General features: G+C 36.4%; 20 protein-coding genes. 7 read left to right on the top strand and 13 right to left on the bottom strand.

Annotated elements, in window-relative coordinates:
* Positions 1 to 10: 10 nt before the first annotated feature.
* The 6 genes from OZP11_RS18620 to OZP11_RS18645 all read right to left on the bottom strand — a co-directional run bounded on the left by OZP11_RS18620 (position 11) and on the right by OZP11_RS18645 (position 7,507).
* Positions 11 to 2,248 (bottom strand): multicopper oxidase family protein, encoded by a 2,238-nt coding sequence (locus OZP11_RS18620; RefSeq protein ID WP_281232010.1) that lies wholly within the window; start codon positions 2,246 to 2,248, stop codon positions 11 to 13.
* Between the two features lie 4 nt (positions 2,249 to 2,252).
* Entirely contained in the window at positions 2,253 to 4,772 is a 2,520-nt protein-coding gene (locus tag OZP11_RS18625) for a heavy metal translocating P-type ATPase (protein WP_281232011.1), read from the bottom strand.
* 254 nt (positions 4,773 to 5,026) lie between these two features.
* Positions 5,027 to 5,545, bottom strand: coding sequence for a helix-turn-helix domain-containing protein (locus tag OZP11_RS18630; RefSeq protein WP_281232012.1), 519 nt, complete (start codon positions 5,543 to 5,545; stop codon positions 5,027 to 5,029).
* A gap of 43 nt (positions 5,546 to 5,588) precedes the next feature.
* Positions 5,589 to 6,119 (bottom strand): DUF3347 domain-containing protein, encoded by a 531-nt coding sequence (locus OZP11_RS18635; RefSeq protein WP_281232013.1) that lies wholly within the window; start codon positions 6,117 to 6,119, stop codon positions 5,589 to 5,591.
* 92 nt (positions 6,120 to 6,211) lie between these two features.
* Complete coding sequence (locus OZP11_RS18640) at positions 6,212 to 6,601, bottom strand: hypothetical protein (protein ID WP_281232014.1); 390 nt, start codon at positions 6,599 to 6,601, stop codon at positions 6,212 to 6,214.
* A 72-nt stretch (positions 6,602 to 6,673) separates the two neighbouring features.
* Complete coding sequence (locus OZP11_RS18645) at positions 6,674 to 7,507, bottom strand: AraC family transcriptional regulator (protein ID WP_281232015.1); 834 nt, start codon at positions 7,505 to 7,507, stop codon at positions 6,674 to 6,676.
* 102 nt (positions 7,508 to 7,609) lie between these two features.
* Between OZP11_RS18645 and OZP11_RS18650 the strand changes: the two genes are divergently transcribed.
* From OZP11_RS18650 to OZP11_RS18665, 4 genes are all read left to right on the top strand, one after another.
* Positions 7,610 to 8,776 carry an MFS transporter gene (locus OZP11_RS18650; protein WP_281232016.1) on the top strand — a complete coding sequence of 389 codons (1,167 nt, stop codon included), beginning with the start codon at positions 7,610 to 7,612 and terminating at the stop codon, positions 8,774 to 8,776.
* A gap of 593 nt (positions 8,777 to 9,369) precedes the next feature.
* Positions 9,370 to 12,609, top strand: coding sequence for a SusC/RagA family TonB-linked outer membrane protein (locus OZP11_RS18655; RefSeq protein ID WP_281232017.1), 3,240 nt, complete (start codon positions 9,370 to 9,372; stop codon positions 12,607 to 12,609).
* Positions 12,610 to 12,626: 17 nt separating this feature from the next.
* Positions 12,627 to 14,441: a RagB/SusD family nutrient uptake outer membrane protein gene (locus tag OZP11_RS18660; protein WP_281232018.1), complete on the top strand. Its 1,815-nt coding sequence runs from the start codon at positions 12,627 to 12,629 to the stop codon at positions 14,439 to 14,441.
* Positions 14,442 to 14,464: 23 nt separating this feature from the next.
* Positions 14,465 to 16,030: a DUF5123 domain-containing protein gene (locus tag OZP11_RS18665; RefSeq protein ID WP_281232019.1), complete on the top strand. Its 1,566-nt coding sequence runs from the start codon at positions 14,465 to 14,467 to the stop codon at positions 16,028 to 16,030.
* A 148-nt stretch (positions 16,031 to 16,178) separates the two neighbouring features.
* Here the strand turns inward: OZP11_RS18665 and OZP11_RS18670 are convergent, their stop codons facing one another.
* From OZP11_RS18670 to OZP11_RS18695, 6 genes are all read right to left on the bottom strand, one after another.
* Positions 16,179 to 16,751 (bottom strand): pentapeptide repeat-containing protein, encoded by a 573-nt coding sequence (locus OZP11_RS18670; protein WP_281232020.1) that lies wholly within the window; start codon positions 16,749 to 16,751, stop codon positions 16,179 to 16,181.
* Between the two features lie 31 nt (positions 16,752 to 16,782).
* Positions 16,783 to 16,983, bottom strand: a complete 201-nt coding sequence (locus OZP11_RS18675; RefSeq protein WP_281232021.1) for a hypothetical protein — start codon at positions 16,981 to 16,983, stop codon at positions 16,783 to 16,785.
* Positions 16,984 to 17,054: 71 nt separating this feature from the next.
* Entirely contained in the window at positions 17,055 to 17,975 is a 921-nt protein-coding gene (locus OZP11_RS18680; RefSeq protein ID WP_281232022.1) for a helix-turn-helix domain-containing protein, read from the bottom strand.
* A 2-nt stretch (positions 17,976 to 17,977) separates the two neighbouring features.
* A complete protein-coding gene (locus tag OZP11_RS18685) occupies positions 17,978 to 18,541 on the bottom strand; it encodes a DUF6642 family protein (protein ID WP_281232023.1) in 564 nt (187 codons plus the stop codon).
* A gap of 186 nt (positions 18,542 to 18,727) precedes the next feature.
* Positions 18,728 to 18,937 (bottom strand): hypothetical protein, encoded by a 210-nt coding sequence (locus OZP11_RS18690; RefSeq protein ID WP_281232024.1) that lies wholly within the window; start codon positions 18,935 to 18,937, stop codon positions 18,728 to 18,730.
* 74 nt (positions 18,938 to 19,011) lie between these two features.
* Positions 19,012 to 19,470: an Lrp/AsnC family transcriptional regulator gene (locus tag OZP11_RS18695; protein ID WP_281232025.1), complete on the bottom strand. Its 459-nt coding sequence runs from the start codon at positions 19,468 to 19,470 to the stop codon at positions 19,012 to 19,014.
* 325 nt (positions 19,471 to 19,795) lie between these two features.
* On the opposite strand from OZP11_RS18695, the gene OZP11_RS18700 reads away from it, so the two are divergent.
* Together OZP11_RS18700 and OZP11_RS18705 are read left to right on the top strand one after the other, a co-directional pair.
* Positions 19,796 to 20,698, top strand: coding sequence for an EamA family transporter (locus tag OZP11_RS18700; RefSeq protein WP_281232026.1), 903 nt, complete (start codon positions 19,796 to 19,798; stop codon positions 20,696 to 20,698).
* On the top strand, positions 20,692 to 21,453 hold the full coding sequence (locus OZP11_RS18705; protein WP_281232027.1) for an alpha/beta fold hydrolase: 762 nt from the start codon (positions 20,692 to 20,694) through the stop codon (positions 21,451 to 21,453). The genes OZP11_RS18700 and OZP11_RS18705 overlap by 7 nt, the downstream gene beginning before the upstream one ends.
* Here the strand turns inward: OZP11_RS18705 and OZP11_RS18710 are convergent.
* Entirely contained in the window at positions 21,450 to 21,695 is a 246-nt protein-coding gene (locus OZP11_RS18710; protein WP_281232028.1) for a hypothetical protein, read from the bottom strand. The two genes, OZP11_RS18705 and OZP11_RS18710, sit on opposite strands and share 4 nt — an antisense overlap.
* 322 nt (positions 21,696 to 22,017) lie before the next feature.
* Here OZP11_RS18710 and OZP11_RS18715 point away from each other — a divergent pair, with 322 nt between their 5' ends.
* Entirely contained in the window at positions 22,018 to 23,277 is a 1,260-nt protein-coding gene (locus OZP11_RS18715; RefSeq protein WP_281232029.1) for a putative DNA modification/repair radical SAM protein, read from the top strand.
* Position 23,278: the final 1 nt, after the last annotated feature.

A 23,278-nucleotide genomic window follows, 5' to 3' on the forward strand; every position in this document is an offset into this window, starting at 1 on the left:
ATGAAAAAAATCAGTAATTCAAATTCACTCCAAACCCAACACCCATATCACTGTCGTAATGTGTGGTAATACCAAAGTTTCGGGCAACGATATATTTTAATCCCGCCATATATTCCTTATCGGTATTCCACATCAGGTTCATTCGCAAACGTCTCGAAAGCGGAATATCTTTTCGTTCAAATTGCAAACGGACATTTCCATCGGTGTAAACCTCAACCTGCGCTTTTACTAGCATTGGAAGCGTATATTCAAGTCCGGCGCTAAAAACCGAACGACTGTCTTTGGTGTTTTTCTGTCCGAAGATATTCTGTTCCTGTTCATCCATTCCCATTTTTCGATAACGCCAGTCAAAACCAATAAACGGCATCAGCCACTGCATTTTGCCAATGTAACGACCAATATGCGTTTCGGTTTCGTAACCATGTTTGTCGTTGTATCCTAATCTCCATTCGGTTCCAATGCTCCATCTGGTATTACTGTACATCGCTTCACCGTCATTTCCGTTTGATGCAAAATCATTTTCAGCCATAAAATGAAACATACGATCGTCCATTTTCAGCATTTTATAAGCCATTTCAGGATGATGAATCAAAGGATTCGGTGCTGAATTTTCATAACTAAAAATACGTCCCATTCCGGCCATCATGTGATATAAAATATGGCAGTGAAAAAACCAGTCTCCATCGGCATTCGCTTCAAATTCGATAGTGTCGGTTTCCATCGGCATAATGTCGATTACGTTTTTCATTGGTGCATAATCACCCTGATCGTTGAGAAGCCTGAAATCATGACCGTGCAAATGCATCGGGTGGCGCATCATTGAGCCATTGTATAAAGTAATCCGAACAATTTCTCCTTTTTTAATTAAGATTTTATCAGTTTCAGAAACCACTTTATTGTCTAAACTCCAGACATAACGGTTCATGTTTCCCGATAATTCAAATCGTAATTCTTTTACGGGAGCGTCTTTTGGAAGATTGGTTTTATGTGGTGCTTTCAGCATTCCGTAATTCAATGTAACAATTTCAGCCGTTTCGGTGCTGTCATTACTCATTTTCATTTCTTCCATATTATGACCGGAATGATCCATTGGCTTTGCATTTTGATCTTCTCCCGAAATTTCAGGATACATTACGGCATTCATGTCCATTTTATTCCATGACATATTCATGCCCATATCGTTCATTTCGCCATTCATTTTCATCATATCGTTCATCATTTTCATACCTTCAAAATATTTTAATTTCGAAAGATGATGAACAGTCTGTTTTTCACCTCCGCCTAAATATAAGGAAGCAGATCCGGTTCGATCTTCGGCTGTTGCCAGAAAAGCAAAAGATTTTTTTTCTTCGGGAATAGTTACTATAACATCATAAGTTTCAGAAACCGCAATAATCAAACGATCGACTTCTACAGGTTCAACATCGTTTCCGTCGCTGGCAGCAACAGTAATTTTACCGCCGCCGTACGTAAGCCAGAAATAACTCGAAGCACCTCCGTTGGCAATTCGCAAACGGACTTTTGAGCCCGGCTTAAATTCGGATAACTGCTGTTCGGTTTTTCCGTTAATCAAAAACTTTTCATAATAAACATCGCTCACATCCATCGCATTCATTCGCTTCCACTCATTGGTCACTTTGGTCGAAAAATGTCCTTGTTTAACAGCTTCGGCATAACTTTGAGTTGTTCCTTTTTTAATGGCAAACCAGTCATTGGCGTTATGCAGCATTCGCTGAATATTCCCTGGTTTAAGATCGGACCATTCGCTCAGAATGACCGGAATAGTCGGCAGATCGTCAATGCCTTTTCGAATCGTTGGGTCGTCTTTCTTTTTGTTGATGATAAAAAGTCCGTACAAACCAATCTGCTCCTGTAAACCGGAATGACTATGGTACCAATACGTTCCGTTTTGAATAATCGGGAAACTGTATTTGTGCGTGGTTCCGGGCTTAATGGGCATTTGGGTTAAATACGGGACACCGTCTTCTTTATTAGGAAGAAACAATCCGTGCCAGTGCATGGCAGTATCTTCATTTTTTAATTCGTTGTGAACATAAATTTCGGCGATATCACCTTCTGTAAAAGTAAGTGTCGGCATTGGGATTTGTCCGTTAACCGCTATCGCTCTTTTTTCTTTTCCTGAAAAATTCACAATCGTATCGCGTACATGTAAATCGTACCGAACCACTTTTTGGGCATTCAGCGATATTACAGCAAAAAAGAGTATAGTGAGATATTTCAGTTTCATCAGATTATAATTTTAAATTTCGAAGACGAAGTGCATTTACAATTACAGATACAGAACTTAAACTCATTGCCAAAGCAGCTAACATTGGCGAAAGCAGAATCCCGAAAACCGGATATAAAATTCCTGCGGCAATAGGTACGCCTAAAGTGTTGTATATAAAGGCAAAAAACAGATTTTGTCTGATGTTTGACATTACGGCATGACTTAGTTTTTTTGCTTTTACGATTCCGTTTAAGTCTCCTTTTACAAGCGTAATTTTGGCACTTTCGATCGCAGCATCTGTTCCGGTTCCCATTGCGATTCCAATATTCGATTTTGCCAGAGCCGGCGCATCGTTGATTCCGTCGCCCGCCATTGCCACTATTTTGCCTTCGGCTTGTAAACGTTCAATTTCTTTTAATTTATCTTCCGGAAGACAATCTGCTTTAAAAGAACTCAAATGAAGCTGATTGGCTACGGCTTTTGCTGTATTTGCATTATCGCCGGTAAGCATGATAACTTCTACGCCCTGATCGATTAAACTTTTTATGGCTTGCGCGCTGTTTTCTTTAATAGCATCGGTAATAGTTACATAGCCTAAAACAGTCTGATCGATTGCGATATACGAAACGGTTTTTCCCAGATTTTGTTCGGCTGTAACTTTGTTTTCTATTTCTTCAGAAATCGAAGCATTTACTTCAAGCATTAGTTTTTTATTTCCTAAAGCTGTTTTTTTATTTTCGATTATTCCGGTGACACCTTTTCCGGTTAGGGTTTCAAAATTGCGAACTTCAAGCAGCGAAATATTTTGCGCTTTTGCAAAGTTTACAACGGCTTTTGCCAAAGGATGTTCGCTGTGCTGATTTAATGAAGCAATGTTTTGAAGTAAAAAATCCTGATCGTTATTTATAGCATAAATTTTCTCTACAGATGGTTTTCCTTCTGTAATAGTTCCGGTTTTATCAGTAATCAGAACGTCAATTTTATTCATGTTTTCCAGTGCTTCGGCATTTTTTATCAGGATTCCAAATTGCGCTCCTTTGCCCACACCCACCATAACCGACATTGGCGTTGCTAATCCCAAAGCACACGGGCAGGCAATAATTAAAACGGCAATGGCATTTATTAAAGCGTAAACATAAGAAGGTTCAGGACCAAATTTTGCCCAGAGAATAAAAGTCAGAATCGAAATTAAAACAACAGTGGGTACAAAATATTTAGCCACTGTATCGGCTAGTTTTTGAATTGGTGCTCTCGAACGGCTGGCATCGTTTACCATCTGGATGATCTGCGAAAGCATGGTTTCAGAACCTACTTTTTCGGCCTTCATTACAAATGATTTGGTTCCGTTGATGGTTCCTGAAATTACTGAATCTCCCACTTTTTTATCAACCGGAATAGGTTCTCCGGTAATCATCGATTCGTCAATATGACTTTCTCCTGCTGTGATTTTTCCGTCTACCGGAATTTTTTCTCCTGGTTTTACCCGTAGTAAATCTCCTTTTTTAATATTGTGAATTGAAATTACTTTGTCATGTCCGTTTTCAACCAGAGTGGCTTCTGTTGGAGCCAGTTTTAATAGTTGTTTGATCGCTCCGTTGGTCTGGCTGTGAGCTTTAGCTTCTAATAATTGTCCGAGTATTACCAAAGTGATGATAACCGTTGCAGCTTCAAAATACAAATGAATGGTTCCGTGATGCGATTTGAATTCGGCCGGAAAAATATCGGGAAAGAACATGCCTGCAATGCTGAATAAAAAGGCAACACAGGTTCCGATCCCGATAAGGGTAAACATATTCAAATTCCAGGTTATAATCGATTTGTAGGCGCGCACAAAAAACATCCATCCGGCATAAAACAAAACAGGAATTGAAAGCAGGAACTGAACCCAGTTCCATTTTTCAACAGACATTAAATTGTATAAAGGATTGTTGGGAATCATTTCAGACATTGAAATAATAAAGACAGGAAGCGTAAACAGTACAGCAATCTTCATTTTTTTCAATAAATCTGTATAGCTTTTGTTTTCTTCTTCTGAAGCCTGCATGGGCACCAGATCCATACCGCAGATTGGACAATCTCCCGGTTCGTTTGAGATAACTTCAGGATGCATCGGACATGTAAATTGTGTCGTGGAGATGGAAACCTGCGGTACTAAATCCATTCCGCAGACCGGACAGTCGCCAAATTTATCATAGGTTTTATCGCCTTCACAATGCATCGGACAGTAAAAAACTCCCGTGGCGTTATGCGGTATGACTTTTTTTGCGTGATCGTGTGAATGTTCTTTTTTTGATGAACAGCAGGATTTTACGGCATTTTCTCCTGAGTTTTCTGCTGTTTTCATTTCAATAGTATAGTTTCCAACGGCCGATAAAACTTCCTGAAGTTTTTCGGTTGCGATGTGTTTGTCCATTGTAATGACCGCTTCTCCGGGATTGAGGTTTACTTCGGCCTGAATGCCTTCAACTTCATTTAAAGTCTTTTCGACTTTGGTTCGGCATCCATTGCACGACATTCCTGAAATTATATATTGATGTTTCATTGCTTTGTATTTTTGGTTTACAATGCAAATTTCCGAACTGTGGTTTAGATCGGGTTGTATAATTTTGAGAATGATTTGTAAGATTTACTAAAAGAGGATTTTTACCGCAAAGCTTTGTGTTTTTTTACCGTAAAGAGCGCAATGAATTTTTATAAACGGGGCTTTGTAAAAACGGAAAGTTCGCAAGGCTATGTGTAAATAACTTTGCGAACCTTATAACTATTGGGATTACTCTCTTTGCGTTTCAGTAAAATCTACAAATTCTCAATCTGAATGCGTTTTTTATCTTTTGACTGCTTAAACGAAGTAGGCGTAAAACCTGTAATTTTTTTAAACTGATTGCTTAAATGCGCTACATTGCTGTAATTGAGTAAATCGGCAATTTCGCTTAAAGAAAGTTCATTGTAAATAAGAAGTTCTTTTACTTTCTCGATTTTCTGGCTGATGAAATATTTTTCAATCGTCGTATTTTCGATTTCAGAAAACAAATTACTCAATGAATTATAATCCTGATTTAGATTTTCTACCAAATAATCAGACAGGTTGGTTTTTAGCTCGTTGTTTTTATGATGAACCAAATCGACAATCAGATTTTTTATCTTTTCGATTGTTTTGCTTTTTTTATCATCGAGCAGATCAAAACCTAAATTTTGAAGATTTTGAAGTAATGTGTCTTTTTGATCTTCTGTTATTTCGTTTTCTAATTCCACCTCGCCAAGTTCAACAGAAATAGTATGAAGTCCGAGCTTTTCAAACTCAGACTTCACAACCATTTTACAACGGGCGCACACCATATTTTTGATGTAAAGCGTCATATTACTTGATGGTTTCTACCACGTTTCCGCAAGTTAACATCGAAGAACCGTAATAAGGGTTTTTAACCGCTTTTTCTTTGCTTAACCAGTCGGCATCGGCCATTGGGCAGTATTGCTTATAAACCGGCTGTTCCGGATTTGAAACCTTTATAAGATCGTACGTGTTTTTAGATAAGGATTTAAAAGACTCACGCTGTTTTTTAATATCCGTATTAGAGGATATGGCTTTTGCATCGGCAGTTAATTTTTTAACCACTTTCATCCAAACCGTATGTTCGTTACTCTTTAGCTTATCCATTTTTACAGCAGTAATAGCGGTTAATAAAGTTGCTGCTTTTGCCGAAGTTGTCTTGGCATCACTTTTAATTAAGGCATCTTTTACGGCAAAATAATTATCGAAAACAGACTGCAGTTCGCTGGAAGCGAGAACTTCTTCGCTGTTTATTTTTGATTTCATTTCGTTTGCTGTAATCATGTTTACAGAAAATACTATGGTGATTGCTGCTAAAACAGCTTGTATTAAATTTTTCATTGTATGTGTTTTTTATAAAAGGATTTTCCTTTAAGTTGTTGATTTTATAATAAAAACAGGTTTAAACCAAACCTATTTATGGCTGTTACAGATTATGAATAGTATATTTTTGGAGGCAGCCAGATTGTGGTAAAACCATCAGAAAGACAGGTTTCATTGTAATAAGTAATAGGTTTTTCTATTGAAAAATTGAAACTGTTATTTTGTAAATTAAGATCGTTTGAAGCCGGAATACTCAATTGCAAAGATGAGGTTGTGCAGTTTGTATGTTTGCATTTTCCGTCGCAGTCGTGTTTTTTCTTCTTTGATTTTGAAGTTTCCTTGCAGCAGTTTTTCTTGCAGCAATCCATTTCTTTTTTTTCGGAAGCCGTTTTTTTATGCGAAACTTTTTCAGCATGATTCCCACAGGCATAACCGGAATTTGGAATCAGAAAGAAACCAATCATCAGAAAAAAGAATACTATGTGGATTTTTTTTGTCAAAGGAAAAATTCGTTTGTTTTACAAATTTAGAGAAAAATACTCAGGCAGAATGTTCTTTTAGGATTTCAATAACTAAAGCTTTTTAAAATCCGTTGGCTTCATATTTCTTTTCTTTTTAAAATAATTCGTCAGATGGCTTTCATCAGTAAAACCAAACTCGTACGCAATCTGTTTAATGGGCAGCTGATTATTCTGGAACCTTTTTTCGATCAGAGTAGTTCTTAAATTATGAATGTAATCGCGGTAGCTAATGGCAAAAGTCCTTTTAAAATAAGCACTAAAATACGTTTGGGCAATATTAAAATGATCGGCAATTACTTTAATCTGAACCAGTTTAGGCTGATAAATGTTCTGATGAATATAATTGGCAATTTGTTCGTTATCGATATGCGTAGATTTCATTTGAAGATTCATACCACGAATCGTTTCTTTTATCAAACCAAAAATCGAGAGGATTTGATAAAAAACAATCGGCGAATTGGCAACGTCAATATATTCATCATATTTCGTAATGTTCTCGACCGTATTTCGTAAAATGGTTTTGCAAGGCTCATCAAACTTTAAAACCGTTTCCTTTAATATTTTGTCCCGCATAAAACTTTCGGGAGTATGAATAAGAAATTCGTCGCAGGTCAGGTTTTGTTTTGAATTAAAATAATTATCAGTGAATTTAATAAAAATAAAACGCGTACTTTTCTTTATATCAAAGTAATGCTCGTCATCCGGCGAAATCACAAACAAATCCCCCGCTTTATACGGCAGCAGGTTGTGGTTTATATGATGGATGCCGCTTCCTTTTTTAATATAGATGATTTCATAATAGGTATGAGAATGCGGAGGCAGATGAAATTTTTCTTCTTCAAACTCATCGAGCATAAGTGTTTTGAACTGATTTAGCTTCGGCATAACATAAATTTACAAATATATGTCGCAAATATACAACTTATTTCTGCTGTGGCGGTTTTAAATTTGCGGTGTAGAAAGTAATTCCCTTTCTCTTTTAATTATATGAAAAAAAGTCTTATTGCGTTGTCATTCGGAGGTTTAACAATCGGTATAACCGAGTTTGTAATGATGGGTCTTCTTCCGGATATCGCTTCAGATATGAAAGTAAGCATTCCGGTTGCCGGATATTTAATTTCGGCATATGCCTTAGGAGTTGTAATAGGCGCTCCTTTATTAGTAATTCTTGGAAGAAATTTTCCACCCAAAAAAATGCTGTTAATTTTAGCCCTAATGTTAACCGTTTTTAATGCGTTATCGATAATTGCACCTTCTTATAATATATTGTTTGCGTCCCGATTTTTATCAGGACTGCCTCACGGTGCTTTTTTTGGAGTGGGAGCAGTTGTGGCGAGCCGACTTGCCGATAAAGGGAAAGAAGCACAAGCGATTGCAATTATGTTTTCCGGATTAACACTGGCCAATTTAATCGGCGTTCCTATCGGAACCTATATAGGTCACAATTTTATCTGGCGTTATACCTTTGTATTAATTGCTTTTGTGGGGCTGCTTACTTTTTTGTTTATTTCCTTATGGATGCCAAAATTAGAAAAAGCAGAAACCGTAAATATGAAAGAACAATTACAGTTTTTTAAACGAACAGATGCCTGGCTGATTATTGGAATCACTGCTATTGGATTTGGCGGTTTGTTTGCATGGATCAGCTACATTGCACCTTTATTAACGAATGTTTCCAAATTTGATGAGGGCGATGTTTCGTATATCTTAATTCTGGCAGGACTGGGTATGGTGGTTGGAAATTTTGCCGGCGGTAAACTGGCGGATAAATATTCGCCTGCGCCAACTACACTGGCTTTATTATTTATTATGTCAGTCGATTTGATTTTGGTTTATTTCTTCTCTTCAAATCAATATGTATCGTTGTTTTTGACATTTTTAACGGGAGCCATTTCCTTCTCGGTTATTGCGCCAATCCAGATGCTGATGATCCGGACTGCAAAAGGAGCAGAGATGATTGCTTCGGCTTCTCTTCAGGGAAGTTTTAATATTGGGAACGCATTAGGGGCATTTCTGGGAGGACTTCCTTTGGCAGCAGGATACAGTTATGCTTCGCCAAATTTAATTGGAGTAGGGATGTCTATAATAGGAATGCTTATTACACTTACTTTAATAAAAATTCACCAAAATGATCTAAAGCTTCAAAAAGCTTAGATGATTTTATAAATCAATCTCTTCGAAGCCCTTAGGATTTTCTAAGGGCTTTTTTTGTTTATTTCCTCTAATTTTTTATTCCAATTGTACTGAATTTGGACTTTGTAAGAATCTGTTTTAGAATAAAACTTGTTAAAATTCTAACTTCTTGTTCTGGTTTTAGATGAAATCTTAAGAAATTAAATGTTAAAAATACACTTAAAAAAATCCTAAATTTTAAGCATGTAATCGATTGTTTTTTTTAAAGAATTGGCAAAAAAACATGAAATTACAATAATATATTTAATATTTATCCATCCTTAAAATTACATATCTCGTATAAAAAGCCTGTTTTATTTTTCATAACACATTTTTATTATGAAATTTTTATGAATTTTAATTTTTTATATTAAAAAAATATTTATGTTTGTGTAATCGATTACAACTTTTTTGAATAGTAATAATGATTTTAAATTTTATCATAAAATATGATGCGTTAAATCATATGAGATAAATGTGCGAAGCCTTATTTTTTCTGACAAAAAACTAGAATCAAAACAAAAAACTAAACCACAAAAGACCACTTAAAACTTTACTAACTTAAATGATCAACCATGAATTTTAAAAATTTAAACAAAGGAACAAATTGTTGCTTTGCCGTTGTTTTTTTATTGTGCCTTCTAATGGGGAGTCGAGCCCACGCTCAGACCGTTACGATTGAAGGTACAGTCAAAGATGCAGCCGGGCTTTCTCTTCCGGGAGTTAACGTACTGGAAAAGGGAACTAAGAACGGAGTTTCTACAGACTTTGACGGACGTTACAAGATTAAACTCACTAATCCTAAAGCTGTAATAAGCTTTTCTTTCATCGGATTTAAAACTGTTGATGTTCCTGCTTCAGGAAAAACCAAAGTCGATGCGGTTTTGCAGGAAGATGCCAACAGTCTTAATGAGGTTGTGGTAATTGGATACGGTACCGCGAAAAAATCTGATTTAACAGGAGCGGTTTCTACCATTTCAGGAACTGATTTGAAAAAAGTACCGGTGGCAAATGTCGCTGAGGCTTTAACAGGTAGAATTGCCGGGGTACAGGTAACTGCCTCAGAAGGTTCTCCGGATGCTGATATTAAAATTAGAGTTCGTGGAGGAGGTTCTCTTACTCAGGATGCTTCACCATTAATTATTGTGGATGGATTTCCAATAAACAATATGAACGATATTTCTTCATCTGATATTGAAACAATGACCGTTTTAAAAGATGCGGCTTCTACTGCCATATATGGTTCTCGTGGTGCAAACGGGGTAATTCTTATTACTACAAAAAGCGGGAAAGACGGGAAAATTCAGGTAAATTTTAATATGTTTTACGGTATGAAAACAATGGCGAAAGAAATCGATGTTCTGTCGCCTGATGATTATACAAAATGGCAGTACGAATATGCTTTGCTTTCACAAACCGGAACAAAATTACCTTCTAATCCGGAATCTTATACTAAGTATTTTGGAAATTGGGAAGATCGCGATATGTACAGCAGTTTAAAGGGGAATAACTGGCAAAAACAGATTTTTGGACGCAGAGGCGAGGTGCAGAGCCGTGATTTAGGAATTAGAGGAGGTACAGATAAGCTTAATTATAATTTTAATTATGCGCATTATGATGAAAAAGCCATCATGCTGGGTTCTAATTACAAAAGAAATAACCTTGCTTTGGCTTTAAAAAGCAAAATAAGCGACAAGATTGATATTGGTTTTACGATGCGTTATTCAGATACTGAGATTGATGGCGGAGGAGTAAACGAACAAAATGAAAAATCTTCGGCAGATTCACGTATGCGTACCATTGTAGGTTATGCACCAATTCCGGTGCCGGGTTTAACGTCAGAAGATGCAGCCGGAGATGGTTCAGAAGTACTGATTAATCCTTTGACTTCTATTTATGATAACGAACGTCAGCAGTTTCGTAAGAACTTTAATATGTTAGGAAGCTTTGGATGGGAAATTGTAGATAATTTAAAATTGAAAGTAGATTTAGGTCTGGATAATTTCAATACTTTGGATTATCGTTTTTACGGACGCAGTACATATTATGTAGCGAATAGTCCAATTGGTCCATTACAAGGCAAGCCGGCTATGATTATGGCTGACGGTAAAGATAAAAGGTTTAGAAATGCGAATACACTAAACTACGATTTCAAAAAAATAATGGGCGGCGATCATCATTTGAATGCCCTTGTTGGACAGGAAAGCATCACTTATACTTCTAATACTGTAACTAGTACTATTCATGGATATCCTGATTTTTTTGGTTTTGATAAAGCAAAAACATTAACAACACAAGGAACACCACAGGCAGTAGATAATTATTACAGCCCGGATGATAAATTATTGTCATTCTTTGGGCGTGCTAATTATGATTACAAGAACCGTTACATATTCTCTGCTACTTTTCGTGCAGATGGATCTAGTAAGTTCTCAGAACAAAATCGTTGGGGCTACTTTCCGGCTTTTGCTGCAGGATGGAAAATTTCTGAAGAGAATTTCCTGAAAGATAAAAACTGGGTAAGTCTTTTAAAAATAAGAGCGAGTTATGGTGAGGCAGGAAATAATAATATTCCTGTTGGACAGCAAATTCAAATTTTTCAATCTACACCAACAACCTGGATCAATGGAGTTACCAGTATATGGGCACCTTCTAAAACAATGCCTAATCCTGATTTGAAATGGGAAACAACAGTTACTCAGAATGCTGGTTTGGATTTTGGATTTTTCAAAAATCGTCTGAGCGGTAATATCGATATCTATAAGAATATTACCAGCGACTTATTAATAAATTTCCCGGTTGCAGGATCTGGATATGATTTCCAATACCGTAACATGGGAGAAACTCAAAATACAGGTTTCGAAGCTACTTTAAATGTCGTTGCTATCGAAAAAGAAAAATATGGATTGAATTTCTCATTTAATATGGCTGTAAACAAAAACCGTATTAATTCACTAGGAGTTATGAATAATTTCGGCGCCGCTACAGGATGGGCTTCTACGCAAATAGGTGATGATTACCTGATCGAGGTAGGGTCTTCACTTGGAACTATGTATGGGTATAAAAATGACGGAAGATATGAAGTTTCAGACTTTGATTATGTTGGCGGAAAGTATGTTTTAAAAGCAGGTGTAACTCCTACTGCAACTACTTTGGTAGGAGACGGAAGTTCTCTTAAACCGGGAGATATGAAATTGAAAGATGTTAACGGAGACGGTAAAGTAGATTTAAAAGATAAAACAGTTATTGGAAATGTGAATCCTAAAAGCTCAGGTGGTTTTGTAATCAATGGTAATGCTTACGGGTTTGATTTAATGGCAGCTTTTAACTGGAGTATTGGAAACGAGGTATATAATGCTGATAAAATTGAATTTTCGACAGCTTCGGGTTCAGGACAGTATAAGAATTTAAATTCTACTATGGCTGATGGAAAAAGATGGACCAATCTGGATCCTGTTTCAGGTCAGTTAGTAACAGAACCAGCAGCATTAGAAGCACTTAATGCGAATACAACTATGTGGTCTCCGTATATGAGAAGCGCCATCTTTACAGACTGGGCAGTCGAAGACGCATCATTTTTAAGATTGAATACATTAACATTAGGGTATACAGCTCCCGAAATGTTTACCTCTAAACTTGGTGTTTCTAAATTAAGATTCTACCTGACGGCAACCAATGTTTTTGTTTGGACCAACTACACGGGTTCTGATCCGGAAGTTTCAACGAGAAGAAAAAATCCGTTGACACCAGGGGTTGATTCAAGTCCATATCCAAGAAGCAGACAAATGATTTTTGGAATGAATCTTAATTTCTAATTTTAAAAGATCACAAAATGAAACATAAAATATTAATAGCAGGATTGATAATTTCGGGTTTATTTACTTCCTGCCAGCAATTTGAAGACGACTATTTAGATACCGATACACCTTCAACATTAGACAGATCTGTGATTTTTGCTTCGGCTGAACTGGCAAAAGGAGCGGTTGACGGAATTAAAGTGCCATTTGCAGAAACGAACTCCTATAGAGGAAGATTCCTGCCATATTATGGACTGAATACAGATACTGAATGGTATAATACTTCACAAACAGCCGGTGATAAAGCAGATTTGTGTGTTTACGATGCAAAGCCGGGTAATACAGAAATGAATACTACAACCAATGCTTACGCGATGATGTTTGCGGGTATTGAACGTGCAAATACTTGTATTGCCGGTATACGTGAATTTGGAAATCCTTTGCCGGATACAGAAATGGGACAGCTTTTAGGAGAGGCTTTAACACTTAGAGCAATTTACTATGCTGATTTACTTAAAGCCTGGGGCGATGTTCCGGCTCGTTTTGAACCTATTACTACCGCAACTTTATATTTGCCTAAATCAAGCAGAGATGTTATCTACAAACAATTAATTGCAGATTTAGGAGAGGCATCAACTCTGGTGGCATGGCCTAACGAAAATGCTTATACCGCTACTGTAGAACATGTAAACAGAGCTTTCGTAAAAGGATTCAGAGCACGTCTGGCTTTGGCAGCGAGCGGTTATCAGCAGTATCCTGACGGAGTAAGAAGAAGTAATGATCCGGATCTTTCTGTTGCCAAAATGTATGCATTGGCATTAAAAGAATCCCGTGAAGTAATCGAAAGTGGTTCTGCTCATTTGGAATCTACTTTTGAAGGATTATGGAGAAAATACAATCAGGAAATTACAACTGCGGGAGGAGAATCTCTTTGGGAACTTCCTTTTGCAGACGGACGAGGCCGTATGTTATTCACTTTTGCAGTAAGACACACAGCAGCCTCAGATCAATTTCAGGCTAATGGTGCTAATCGTGGAGGGGCAGCAGGTCCGTTGCCATTTATTTTCTACGATTATGACCAGACTGATTCCCGCAGAGACGTTACCTGCGTGCCTTATAAATGGGGTACTACTGTACCGGGAACTCCGTTTCCTATTGCTAAACAGGAATTAGGTTCGTTAGATACCTGGTATTTTGGTAAATACCGTTATGAATGGATGACACGAAGAGTTACTTCAGACAATGATGACGGAGTTAACAAAATGTACATGCGTTATGCTGAAGTGCTTCTTATTGCGGCTGAAACAGCAAACGAACTAGAAGGTCCGGGAGCAGCAATGCCATATTTAAAAGAAATTAGAAGAAGATCATTTCCTGCAGCAGTTCAGGCTGAAAAAGTAGAAAACTATGTAAACACTAAAAACAGCAAAGAAGCAATGTTTAATGCTATCGTTGAAGAAAATAAGTTTGAGTTTACCGGAGAAATGGAGCGTAAACAAGCACTTATCCGCTGGAATATGCTTAAAACAAAACTTGACGAAGCAAAACAAAAAATGACAGATTTAGCGGCCCGTACAGGAGCATATGCTGATGTGCCGGCTACTTTGTACTACAAGTATAAAGACGATAACGTAAGTTTGGACATCTATGGATTAAACAGAGGAGAAACAACAAATCCGGGTGCAGCGTATTCATCTGTTGCCTGGACATGGACCGGTGCCACTGCAGAAACTAAGATAAGTTCATTGTACAAAGTGGGAGTTAATCCTGATAACAGACAATTCTGGCCGATTTGGCAGGTGTTTATTGATGCAAGTAATGGTCAGTTAAAAAATGATTTTGGTTATTAATCTTTAGAAATTAATACGTTATTATGATGAAAACAATATATATATTTAGAGGATTAATAGCTGTTTTGCTTCTTGCAATTGGAATTTCAGGTTGCGAGAGTTATAACGAAGAGCTGTTAGACGGTATAGGAAATACAAGAGAATTTTCTCCAATTGGCCTTAAAGCGATAATTAGAAACAGAGCGACTGTCGAATTAAACTGGAATACTAAACAGGATGAAAATCCGGATCATTACATAGTAGAATTTAGTGCAGATGATACAGAGTTTAAAACTATTTACAGAACATTAAATGTAGCTCCGGCAGATTTGCCTGTGCAGGTTGATTTAGAAGGAGAAACGACGTATTCTATTCGGGTAAAAGCTGTAAGTGCCTCTGGTCTTGCCGATTCAAAGTGGTCGGTTACAACAGCTACAACATTATCTGAACAAATATTCTTCCCGATTAAACCGGAAGAGATCCAAACGCAGTCTATTACGTTACGTTGGACACCAGAGAGTAATGTGACTCAGATTTTGGTTACGCCGGGTAATATTACACATACTATAACAGCAGAAGAAAAAGCAGCCGGAGTTGCAACTGTTACTGGTTTAACCGGAGAAACAGATTATACAGCTACTTTAAAGAACGCAGCTAAAACCAGAGGAATCCTGACTTTTACGAGCAGTGTTGATCTTACAAAAGGTATAGTAGTAAACCCGGGAGATGATTTGAATGCTAAAATAACTCAGGCAGCTGCCGGATCCAGATTATTGCTTATGCCGGGTGTTTATCAGACAACGGGTGAGGTGATTTTAAATAAAACACTTATAATTAGAGGTGTAAGACCGGAAAACAAACCGCAACTGAATGTAAAATTCACTGTTAATGCAGGTCTTACCGATCTTTCGCTGGTAGACTTAGATTTAAACGGAACAGGATTAAGCAATGCAGCAACGGTAACTATTTCAGGTACAGCTTCTAATTTTGGAAATATTTTAATCACTAAATGTACGATTCATAATTACACACGTGCTTTAATGTCTGCTAACGTAACAAATGCAAAAGTAACATCGTTTACCGTTGATAATAGTATTGTTACAGAGGTAAATACAAATGGTGGTGCTGATTTTATCGATTTTAGAAATACGTATGCAGCTAACATAGTACTAAAAAACAGTACGTTTAATTCTTGTTCTACAGGACGTGATTTTGTTAGAGCAGATGCTGCATCAGGCCAGTCTGGTACCGGTTTAAGAACTACGACTTTAATCGAGAGCTGTACATTGTATAATGTTTCGAATACTGCAGCTCCAAAAAGAATTTTATACGTAAGATTTTTAGATAACGCCTCAACTGTAATGAACACATTGATAGTGGGAACAACAGCTGTTCATACAAATCAGCCAGCTACAGAAGATCCGGTATTTAGTAAAAATTACTATTACGAAGCAGCAGGTTTTAAAGATGCCTCAATTGTAAATAATAAAATCGATGGAGGAGGAACAGTAGCAAATCCTCAGTTTGCAGATCCTGCCAATGGTGACTTTACATTGGGTAACGGAACTTTAAAAGACAATAAAATTGGAGATCCGCGCTGGATCAACTAAAAATATTATTTCATGTTTGGTTCAAAAAGGGATGCAGGTTTATTTTGCATCCCTTTTTTTATTGTTCAGTCTTAGTTTTTAGTTGGACTTTTCCAGATCAAAAATTAAAAACGGAACACTTGACCGTTTTCATACTGACCACTAAACCCTATTCGATATCAAGATCAAATTTTTCCAGTAAACCGGCAAGTGCTGTATGAGAAACCTTAGTCTTTTTAATTTTATTTTCCGATGGATCAAAAGCGTAGTTTCGGGAGGATCTGAAATCTGTTTTTTCTAAAATACATTCTGCGAAAGTAGAAGCCGAGAGATCGCAATTTTTAAAAATCGCCAGAGACAAATCAGTATTTGAGAAATCGACTTCTTTTAACGAACAATCAATGAAGTTGGTTTTCTTTAATTTTTTGTAAATGAAAGTCGAATAATCCAAAAGGCAGTCCTGAAAATTCATCGAAAACAAAAAGCTGTTGCAGGTACTAAAATCCAGCCCCATTAATTTACAGCCTATGAAATTGATGTTTTTTAATCCGGTATTTTTTAGCGCTGCCAGCGAAAGATTGCAGTTTTTAAAAGTAGAATCTAAAAAATCATTATGACTTAAGTCGCTTTTTGAGAAATTGCAGTTTATGAATTCACAGTTTACAAATTCGGTATTGGCAAGACTCTGTTCTGAATAATCAACAGTGTCGAAAGTTCGGTTTTGGTATAATTTGGTTTCCATATGAGGATAAAAGGACGATAAATAATTTTGTTTATTCTAGTTCGACACACTCAAAAATAGTGTTGTTAAGCAGTAATTGTGTAACATCGAGTTCACTGTCTACTCTTAAAATATTATCGCAGTCTTCGAGGTCAAAATTCCATAAAGATTCAGGTAATAATTCATGAAGAAGGGCAGAAGCCAACTCTAATTTTGACGAATTGTCAACGGAAGTTTTAAATACATAAATCATAATTTGCATTTTTTGAAGAGGCAAATTTCTGAAAAATGTACTCGTATTTATTAGGATTCAGTATTCAATAATTAGGATTTATCAATCAATTTTCTGTACTGAATAGGACTTATTCCGGTATGTTTTTTAAAAAAACGACTAAAGTACGACTGATCCTCATGACCAACCTGAATGGCAATTTCACTTACAGAAAGCGTGGTTTGAAACAGTAAATATTTGGCTTCTAACAAAATGTTCTCATCAATCCACTTCACGGCAGATTTTCCGGTAACATTTTTTACACATTTATTTAAATGATTCGGTGTTACATTAAGAAGCGAGGCATAATAATTAACCTGATGCTGTGTCTTAATGTGCTGATGAATGAGCTCTTTAAATTTATTCGTAATCACTTCTGAAGCCGAAATACTTTTAGAAGTTTTAACCGAATTTTTATTCATTTCGTAAAACAAAGCAATCAGATACGATTGTACAATATTCAGGTTTGCGGTTGAGGTTTCAGAATATTCTTTTTCCAGCCTTTGTAAAATCCTGACAACAGACTGCACATCACCCAAATCTAAAGTAACTTTTGGATTCCCTGATATTTTTAAAAAATCAAAATCATTCAGCATTTCTCGATTGCCATACTTCCCAATTAAAATATCAGGATGAAACTGGCAGATAAAACCCGTATGAACACTTTGAATATTTTCTATAGAAAAAACCTGTCCGGCCGGAACCATGACAATTTCGTTTGCCGTAGTCTGGTATTCTTCGTAACCGCATTTCATTACGTGCGCACCCGAAGAAACAAAAATTAAAGTATGGCAGCTATGTTTAGAAGGCGGAACCGGATATTGCAGGCGTGTCATTTCTTCTGTCTTTAAACAAAAAAAATGATCCGAATTGGATTTAAAAAGCAAATGCATCGGATTATCCTCGCCAAGAAATTTCTCCCGAAATCCCTTTGCTTCGTACGTTTTGATTTTTTCTATCGTCTTTGTTTTCATACCTAATAATACAATCTAAAATCAAGTAATTTACAAAGCGCATAGTGCTTTTGGTACAACTCTTCGACCACTTCGGTAAGATCATCATTTTCCTGATACAAACTAAAAAACGCTTTGTCGATCGTACTGCAGCTGGCAATTTTATTATAAGAGGCACCATAGCCTGAGATGGCACGCGCACCGGTTATGTCGAGAAAATATTGGGCTTCGTCGTCATTGAGGTCCAGTCTTTTTTTATTGGCAAAATGAATAATCTTTCCCTTCATTTTTCCCTCAAAAAGTTCAGCTACTTCTTCAATGCTGTAGTAATAATCATGAAGACAGATGTTATTTTCCTGTCCCGGCATTACCAGATAAATAATCTCGTAATCCTTAAAATTATGATCATCGTAAAGAAGCGTGTTTAGGCTCTCTTCCAGGCCTTCAATCGTATCACAGGTTTTATAAATACTGGCAATTCCTTGATCAAAAGCAATTTCTTCCAAATTTTTAACCACATCAGTAGTCGTAATGTTATCTACATCCTCAACGCCTTCAAGGCAGAAAATAAATTTTTCATTATCCATACACATGTCTTTTGGAAGCTTTCTGCCGAAACAGAAATGTGGTTTAAGACAAAAGTATTTTTTTATGTGGAATAACCACTATTCTAAAGGGATTTTAACGTGTTTTTGACAAATATTTGGCTGCAGAAACCCAATAGAAAAGGCATTTGTTAATAAAATGCCTTTTAAAGATGTTATTTCTGATATTTAAGATCTGAATTTTTTAATTCTGTCTGAATATAAATTGGCACCGAAGATAACAGCTCCCATTATAAAAGGGACAAAATGAGAAAACTGCCAAAAAAGTTCTGCTCCTGTTTTTAAACCTTCGTTTAAAGTTTCGAAAATGCCAAGTCCAATAAAGAACAAACAAACAACAAATAAGACAAATTGAATCTTGTAATTTACTTTGATCATGATTTCAAATTTTAAGGAGATCTAAATGTAGTTCTTTTTTAAGGATTTTCATCTTTTTTTTAAGTAGTAAAAATCTAAAAATGAAGATTTGTAGACTGCTTAATATAACTCATTACAAAAGAACTTTGAACCTTACTGATATTCGGAATGTCCGAAAGTTTACGTATAAAAACATTAAAAGCTTCGGGATCTTTTACAACTACTTTTAAAACATAATCAAAAATTCCTCCCGTTACATAACCTTCCACCACTTCGTCGAGCGCGGCAACCTGTCTCGAAAATTCTTCGACCAGTTCTAAACGCTGGCTGTTTAGAGAAACATTTATAATAACAGTAAAATTTAGACCTACCTTCTTCGGGTCGATCAGTGCAACATAATCTTTGATGTAGCCTTCGTTTTCCAGTTTTTTAATTCGGTCATACACCGAAGTTCTCGACATATTCAGTTTTTCGGTTAGATCTGTAATGTCGAATCTGGCATTTTTTTGAAGAATTCGAAGAAGTTCTATTTCTTGTTTGGTTAATTCCTGCATTGGATTTTTTCCAGTTAAAGTATAAAAAAATAATTCAATTTTGAATAAAATACGTGTAAATGTTTTTATATCAGGATTAAATACATATTTAAACTTTAAATTATGCTCATTGTTCTGTGATTAATACATTTGGATGTACAAAACAATTTTGATACGTTCGGTACCAACAAAAAAAAAGAATTTAAATACCTAGATGATGAAGGGAATTTCATTTGCTTCAACAAAAATAATCCCGTCTGCCGGCGGGAGGCATCAAAGCTGACACAGTAAAAAACTCTGCGTTAAAATTAATTACACCAAACGACTTATTTCAATAAAAAATAAAATGAACAAATATATTATCATAACAGCCTTAGGCGCATTGAGTTTCGGAATGTTATCTTCATTTGCCAAAATCGCTTACGGAGAAGGCTATACTCCCGCAGAAATTACACTGACACAAGCCTTAACGGGAACATTGATTTTATGGGCAATCGTAGTTTCTAGAAAAATAAAGAACGGAAAAAAGATGCAGTTAAACTGGAAACTGCTTTTAGCCGGAACCACAATGGGATCTTCTGCCTTTACGTATTATCTGGCGGTAGCCTATATTCCGGCCTCTTTGGCAATAGTTTTATTAATGCAGATTACGTGGCTGAGTATTTTGGCAGAATGGCTTTTCTTTAAAAAACGTCCAACATTTGTTGATAGTATTACCGCCGTTTTTATAATCTTCGGAACCATTCTGGCAGGAAATCTTTCGGATGTAACCAATGCCAATATTTCTATTACAGGAATTATGCTGAGTTTAGTATCGGCATTACTTTATACTCTTTATATTGTTTTTACAAGCAAAATAGGAAAAGAAATCCCAATGTTTGAAAAAAGCGCTTTAATGACCAGCGGTTCAGCCATGATTATTTTTTTAATCAACTGCGAAGCCATTGTATCCAGCACCCATCTGGATTTTGGTTTGTTGCAGTGGGGAACCTTTCTGGCTGTTTTTGGAACCGTGATTCCGCCTATTTGTTTTAGTGTCGGAATGCCTAAAATTGGTCCCGCCTTAAGCTCTGTTTTATTGACTTTAGAATTGCCTGCAGCGGTTTTTTGCGCCCATATTATTTTAGGCGAACAGGTAACGCTTCTGCAGATTATTGGAATTGCGATTATGCTTGGGTCAATTGTATATCTTAATATTTCGAAAGCCAGAAAAGAAAAAGTAATGCAAAACGAAACGGCTGTATGTTAATAAATATATACGGAAATAATCTTTACGTCGAATATCAGAATAATTTCGAAAACAGACCTACGATCGTCTTTTTACACGACTCGCTGGGCTGTGCCGAATTATGGCGGGATTTTCCTAAAAGAATTGCAGAAACTTCGCAATGCAATCTTTTAGTTTATGATCGTTTGGGATATGGAAAATCAGATTCTATGAAAAGTTTTGTCAGATCAACAGATTATTTAGAAACAGAAGCTTCAGTTTTAAATGATTTGCTGGAAGAACTAGAAATCGAAAACGCCATTTTATTTGGTCATAGCGATGGTGGTTCAATCGCGCTGATTGCCGGAAGTAAATATCCTAGAAGAATTAAAATGGTAATTTGCGAAGCCGGCCATATTTTTGTTGAAGAAATTACTTTAAACGGAATTCGCGATGCCGTTAAGGCGTATGAAACTACAAATCTGCCACAGAAACTTCAGAAATATCACGGCGATAAAACCGAAACTATTTTTAAAGCATGGACGCAGACCTGGTTCCGAAACGATTTCAGAAACTGGAATATAGAATACCTTCTTCCCGAAATTCATTCGCCCCTGCTTTTTATTCAGGGTAAAAACGATGAATACGGAACTTTGAATCAGGTTGAAAATACTATAAATTCAGTAAGCGGAAGAGCCGAAAAACTGATTGTTCCCAACGCAGGTCATACACCGCATAAAGAAACAGCCGAATTTATCGTCCAAAAGGTTACGGAATTTATAGCACGTTTGTATTAAGCAGCCTTTTTGGCTTCTTCTATTTTAACTTCGGGTATTTTAAGATCATATCCTGCACACAGAATTTTTTCTTTCATACCATTTTTTTGTATTTCAATCAGATAATGAAAATCATGCGTCTTACCCGCAGATTTTATTATAAGCCCTTTTTTGAAATCCATTTTTCTCTCAATCACTGTCGCCTTGTAAGATCTTCCACTAATGGTCGTGTAGAATACATCTTGTCCTTTTACAAATTTCATTGTTTAGCTGTTTTTTTAAATTGTTTGCTAATACCCAGTAAAGTCTCCTTTTATTCAGAGTTAAAAATTAATTAGTAAGGGGGTAATAAATTTTTTTTACTGTGCTGCAATGTATAAACAATCGAAATTTCTCCACTAGGTATTTATACCTGTTTTTACTGGTTGAGCGTAATTTAGATTAATAAGAAAATGCTTTAAAATCAAGGGTTTCCGATGAAAAATTGATACAATTTGGAACAGCTTCTGTCACGGTTTTTTTGTACTTAATAACTAGTTTTGAGCTGCTGAATTTTCATTTTAGAAACAAATAAACAAGACAAAAATGGTGCATGAAAGAGTAATGGAAAAGCTGTCGATTTTAGCCGATGCAGCCAAATATGATGTCTCATGTTCATCGGCACAAAGCAAACGAGAAAACAAAAATAAAGGACTTGGCGATTCTTCGGGTTATGGAATCTGCCACGCCTTTACCGAAGATGGACGCTGTGTTTCGCTCCTGAAAATCCTGCTTACCAATCATTGTATTTTTGACTGTGCGTATTGCGTAAGCCGAAAAAGCAACGATATAAAACGCGCCGCTTTTACGGTTCAGGAAGTCGTAGATCTTACGATTGGTTTTTATAGAAGAAATTATATAGAAGGCCTGTTTTTAAGTTCGGGTATTTTTGATAATGCCGATTACACGATGGAACGTTTAGTGCGCATTGCAAAGAAACTGCGATTAGAAGAAAACTTTAACGGCTACATACATCTTAAAGCGATTCCCGGCTCGAGCGACGAACTTTTAAAAGAAGCCGGACTCTATGCCGACCGTTTAAGCGTAAATGTCGAAATGCCAACAGAGCAAAGTCTTAAATTACTGGCGCCCGATAAAAATCATAAAGATGTGATGAAACCGATGGAATATCTGAAAAATGAAATCGTGGGTTATAAAGAAGAAAAGAAATCAAATTACAAAACGCCTCTTTTTGCTCCCGCCGGGCAGAGTACACAAATGGTAATTGGAGCAAGTCAGGAAAATGATCTCGAAATTTTGGGCATGGCCAATTATTTTTATGACCAGATGAATATGAAACGGGTGTATTATTCCGGTTACGTGCCAATAAGTTATGATAACAGACTTCCGGCAATTGGAACTCCCGTTCCAATGATTCGGGAAAATCGATTGTATCAGGCCGACTGGTTAATTCGCTATTACGGATTCAATGTCAATGAAATAGTAGGTTTTGACCAGCCAAATCTAGATCTGGATATCGACCCAAAATTAGGATGGGCTTTACGAAACCTCAACCAGTTTCCGGTAGATATCAATACAGCAGATCTGGAACTGATTCAGCGTATTCCGGGAATTGGATTTTTGAGTGCTAAGAAAATTGTCTCTGCCAGAAAGTTTAAAAAACTCCAGCCCGAAGATTTGAAAAAACTGGGAATTGCTTACAATCGTTCCAAATATTTTATGGCTTTTGCTTCGCCGTTTTATCTTCAAAAAGATTTGACTTCGGTACAAATTAAAGATCATATTTTAAATTCCCAAAACAGCAAATACAAAAATAATTTTTCGAACCAGCTCGCTTTATTTTAAT

The sequence above is a fragment of the Flavobacterium gelatinilyticum genome (genome assembly GCF_027111295.1).
Classification (GTDB): domain Bacteria; phylum Bacteroidota; class Bacteroidia; order Flavobacteriales; family Flavobacteriaceae; genus Flavobacterium; species Flavobacterium gelatinilyticum.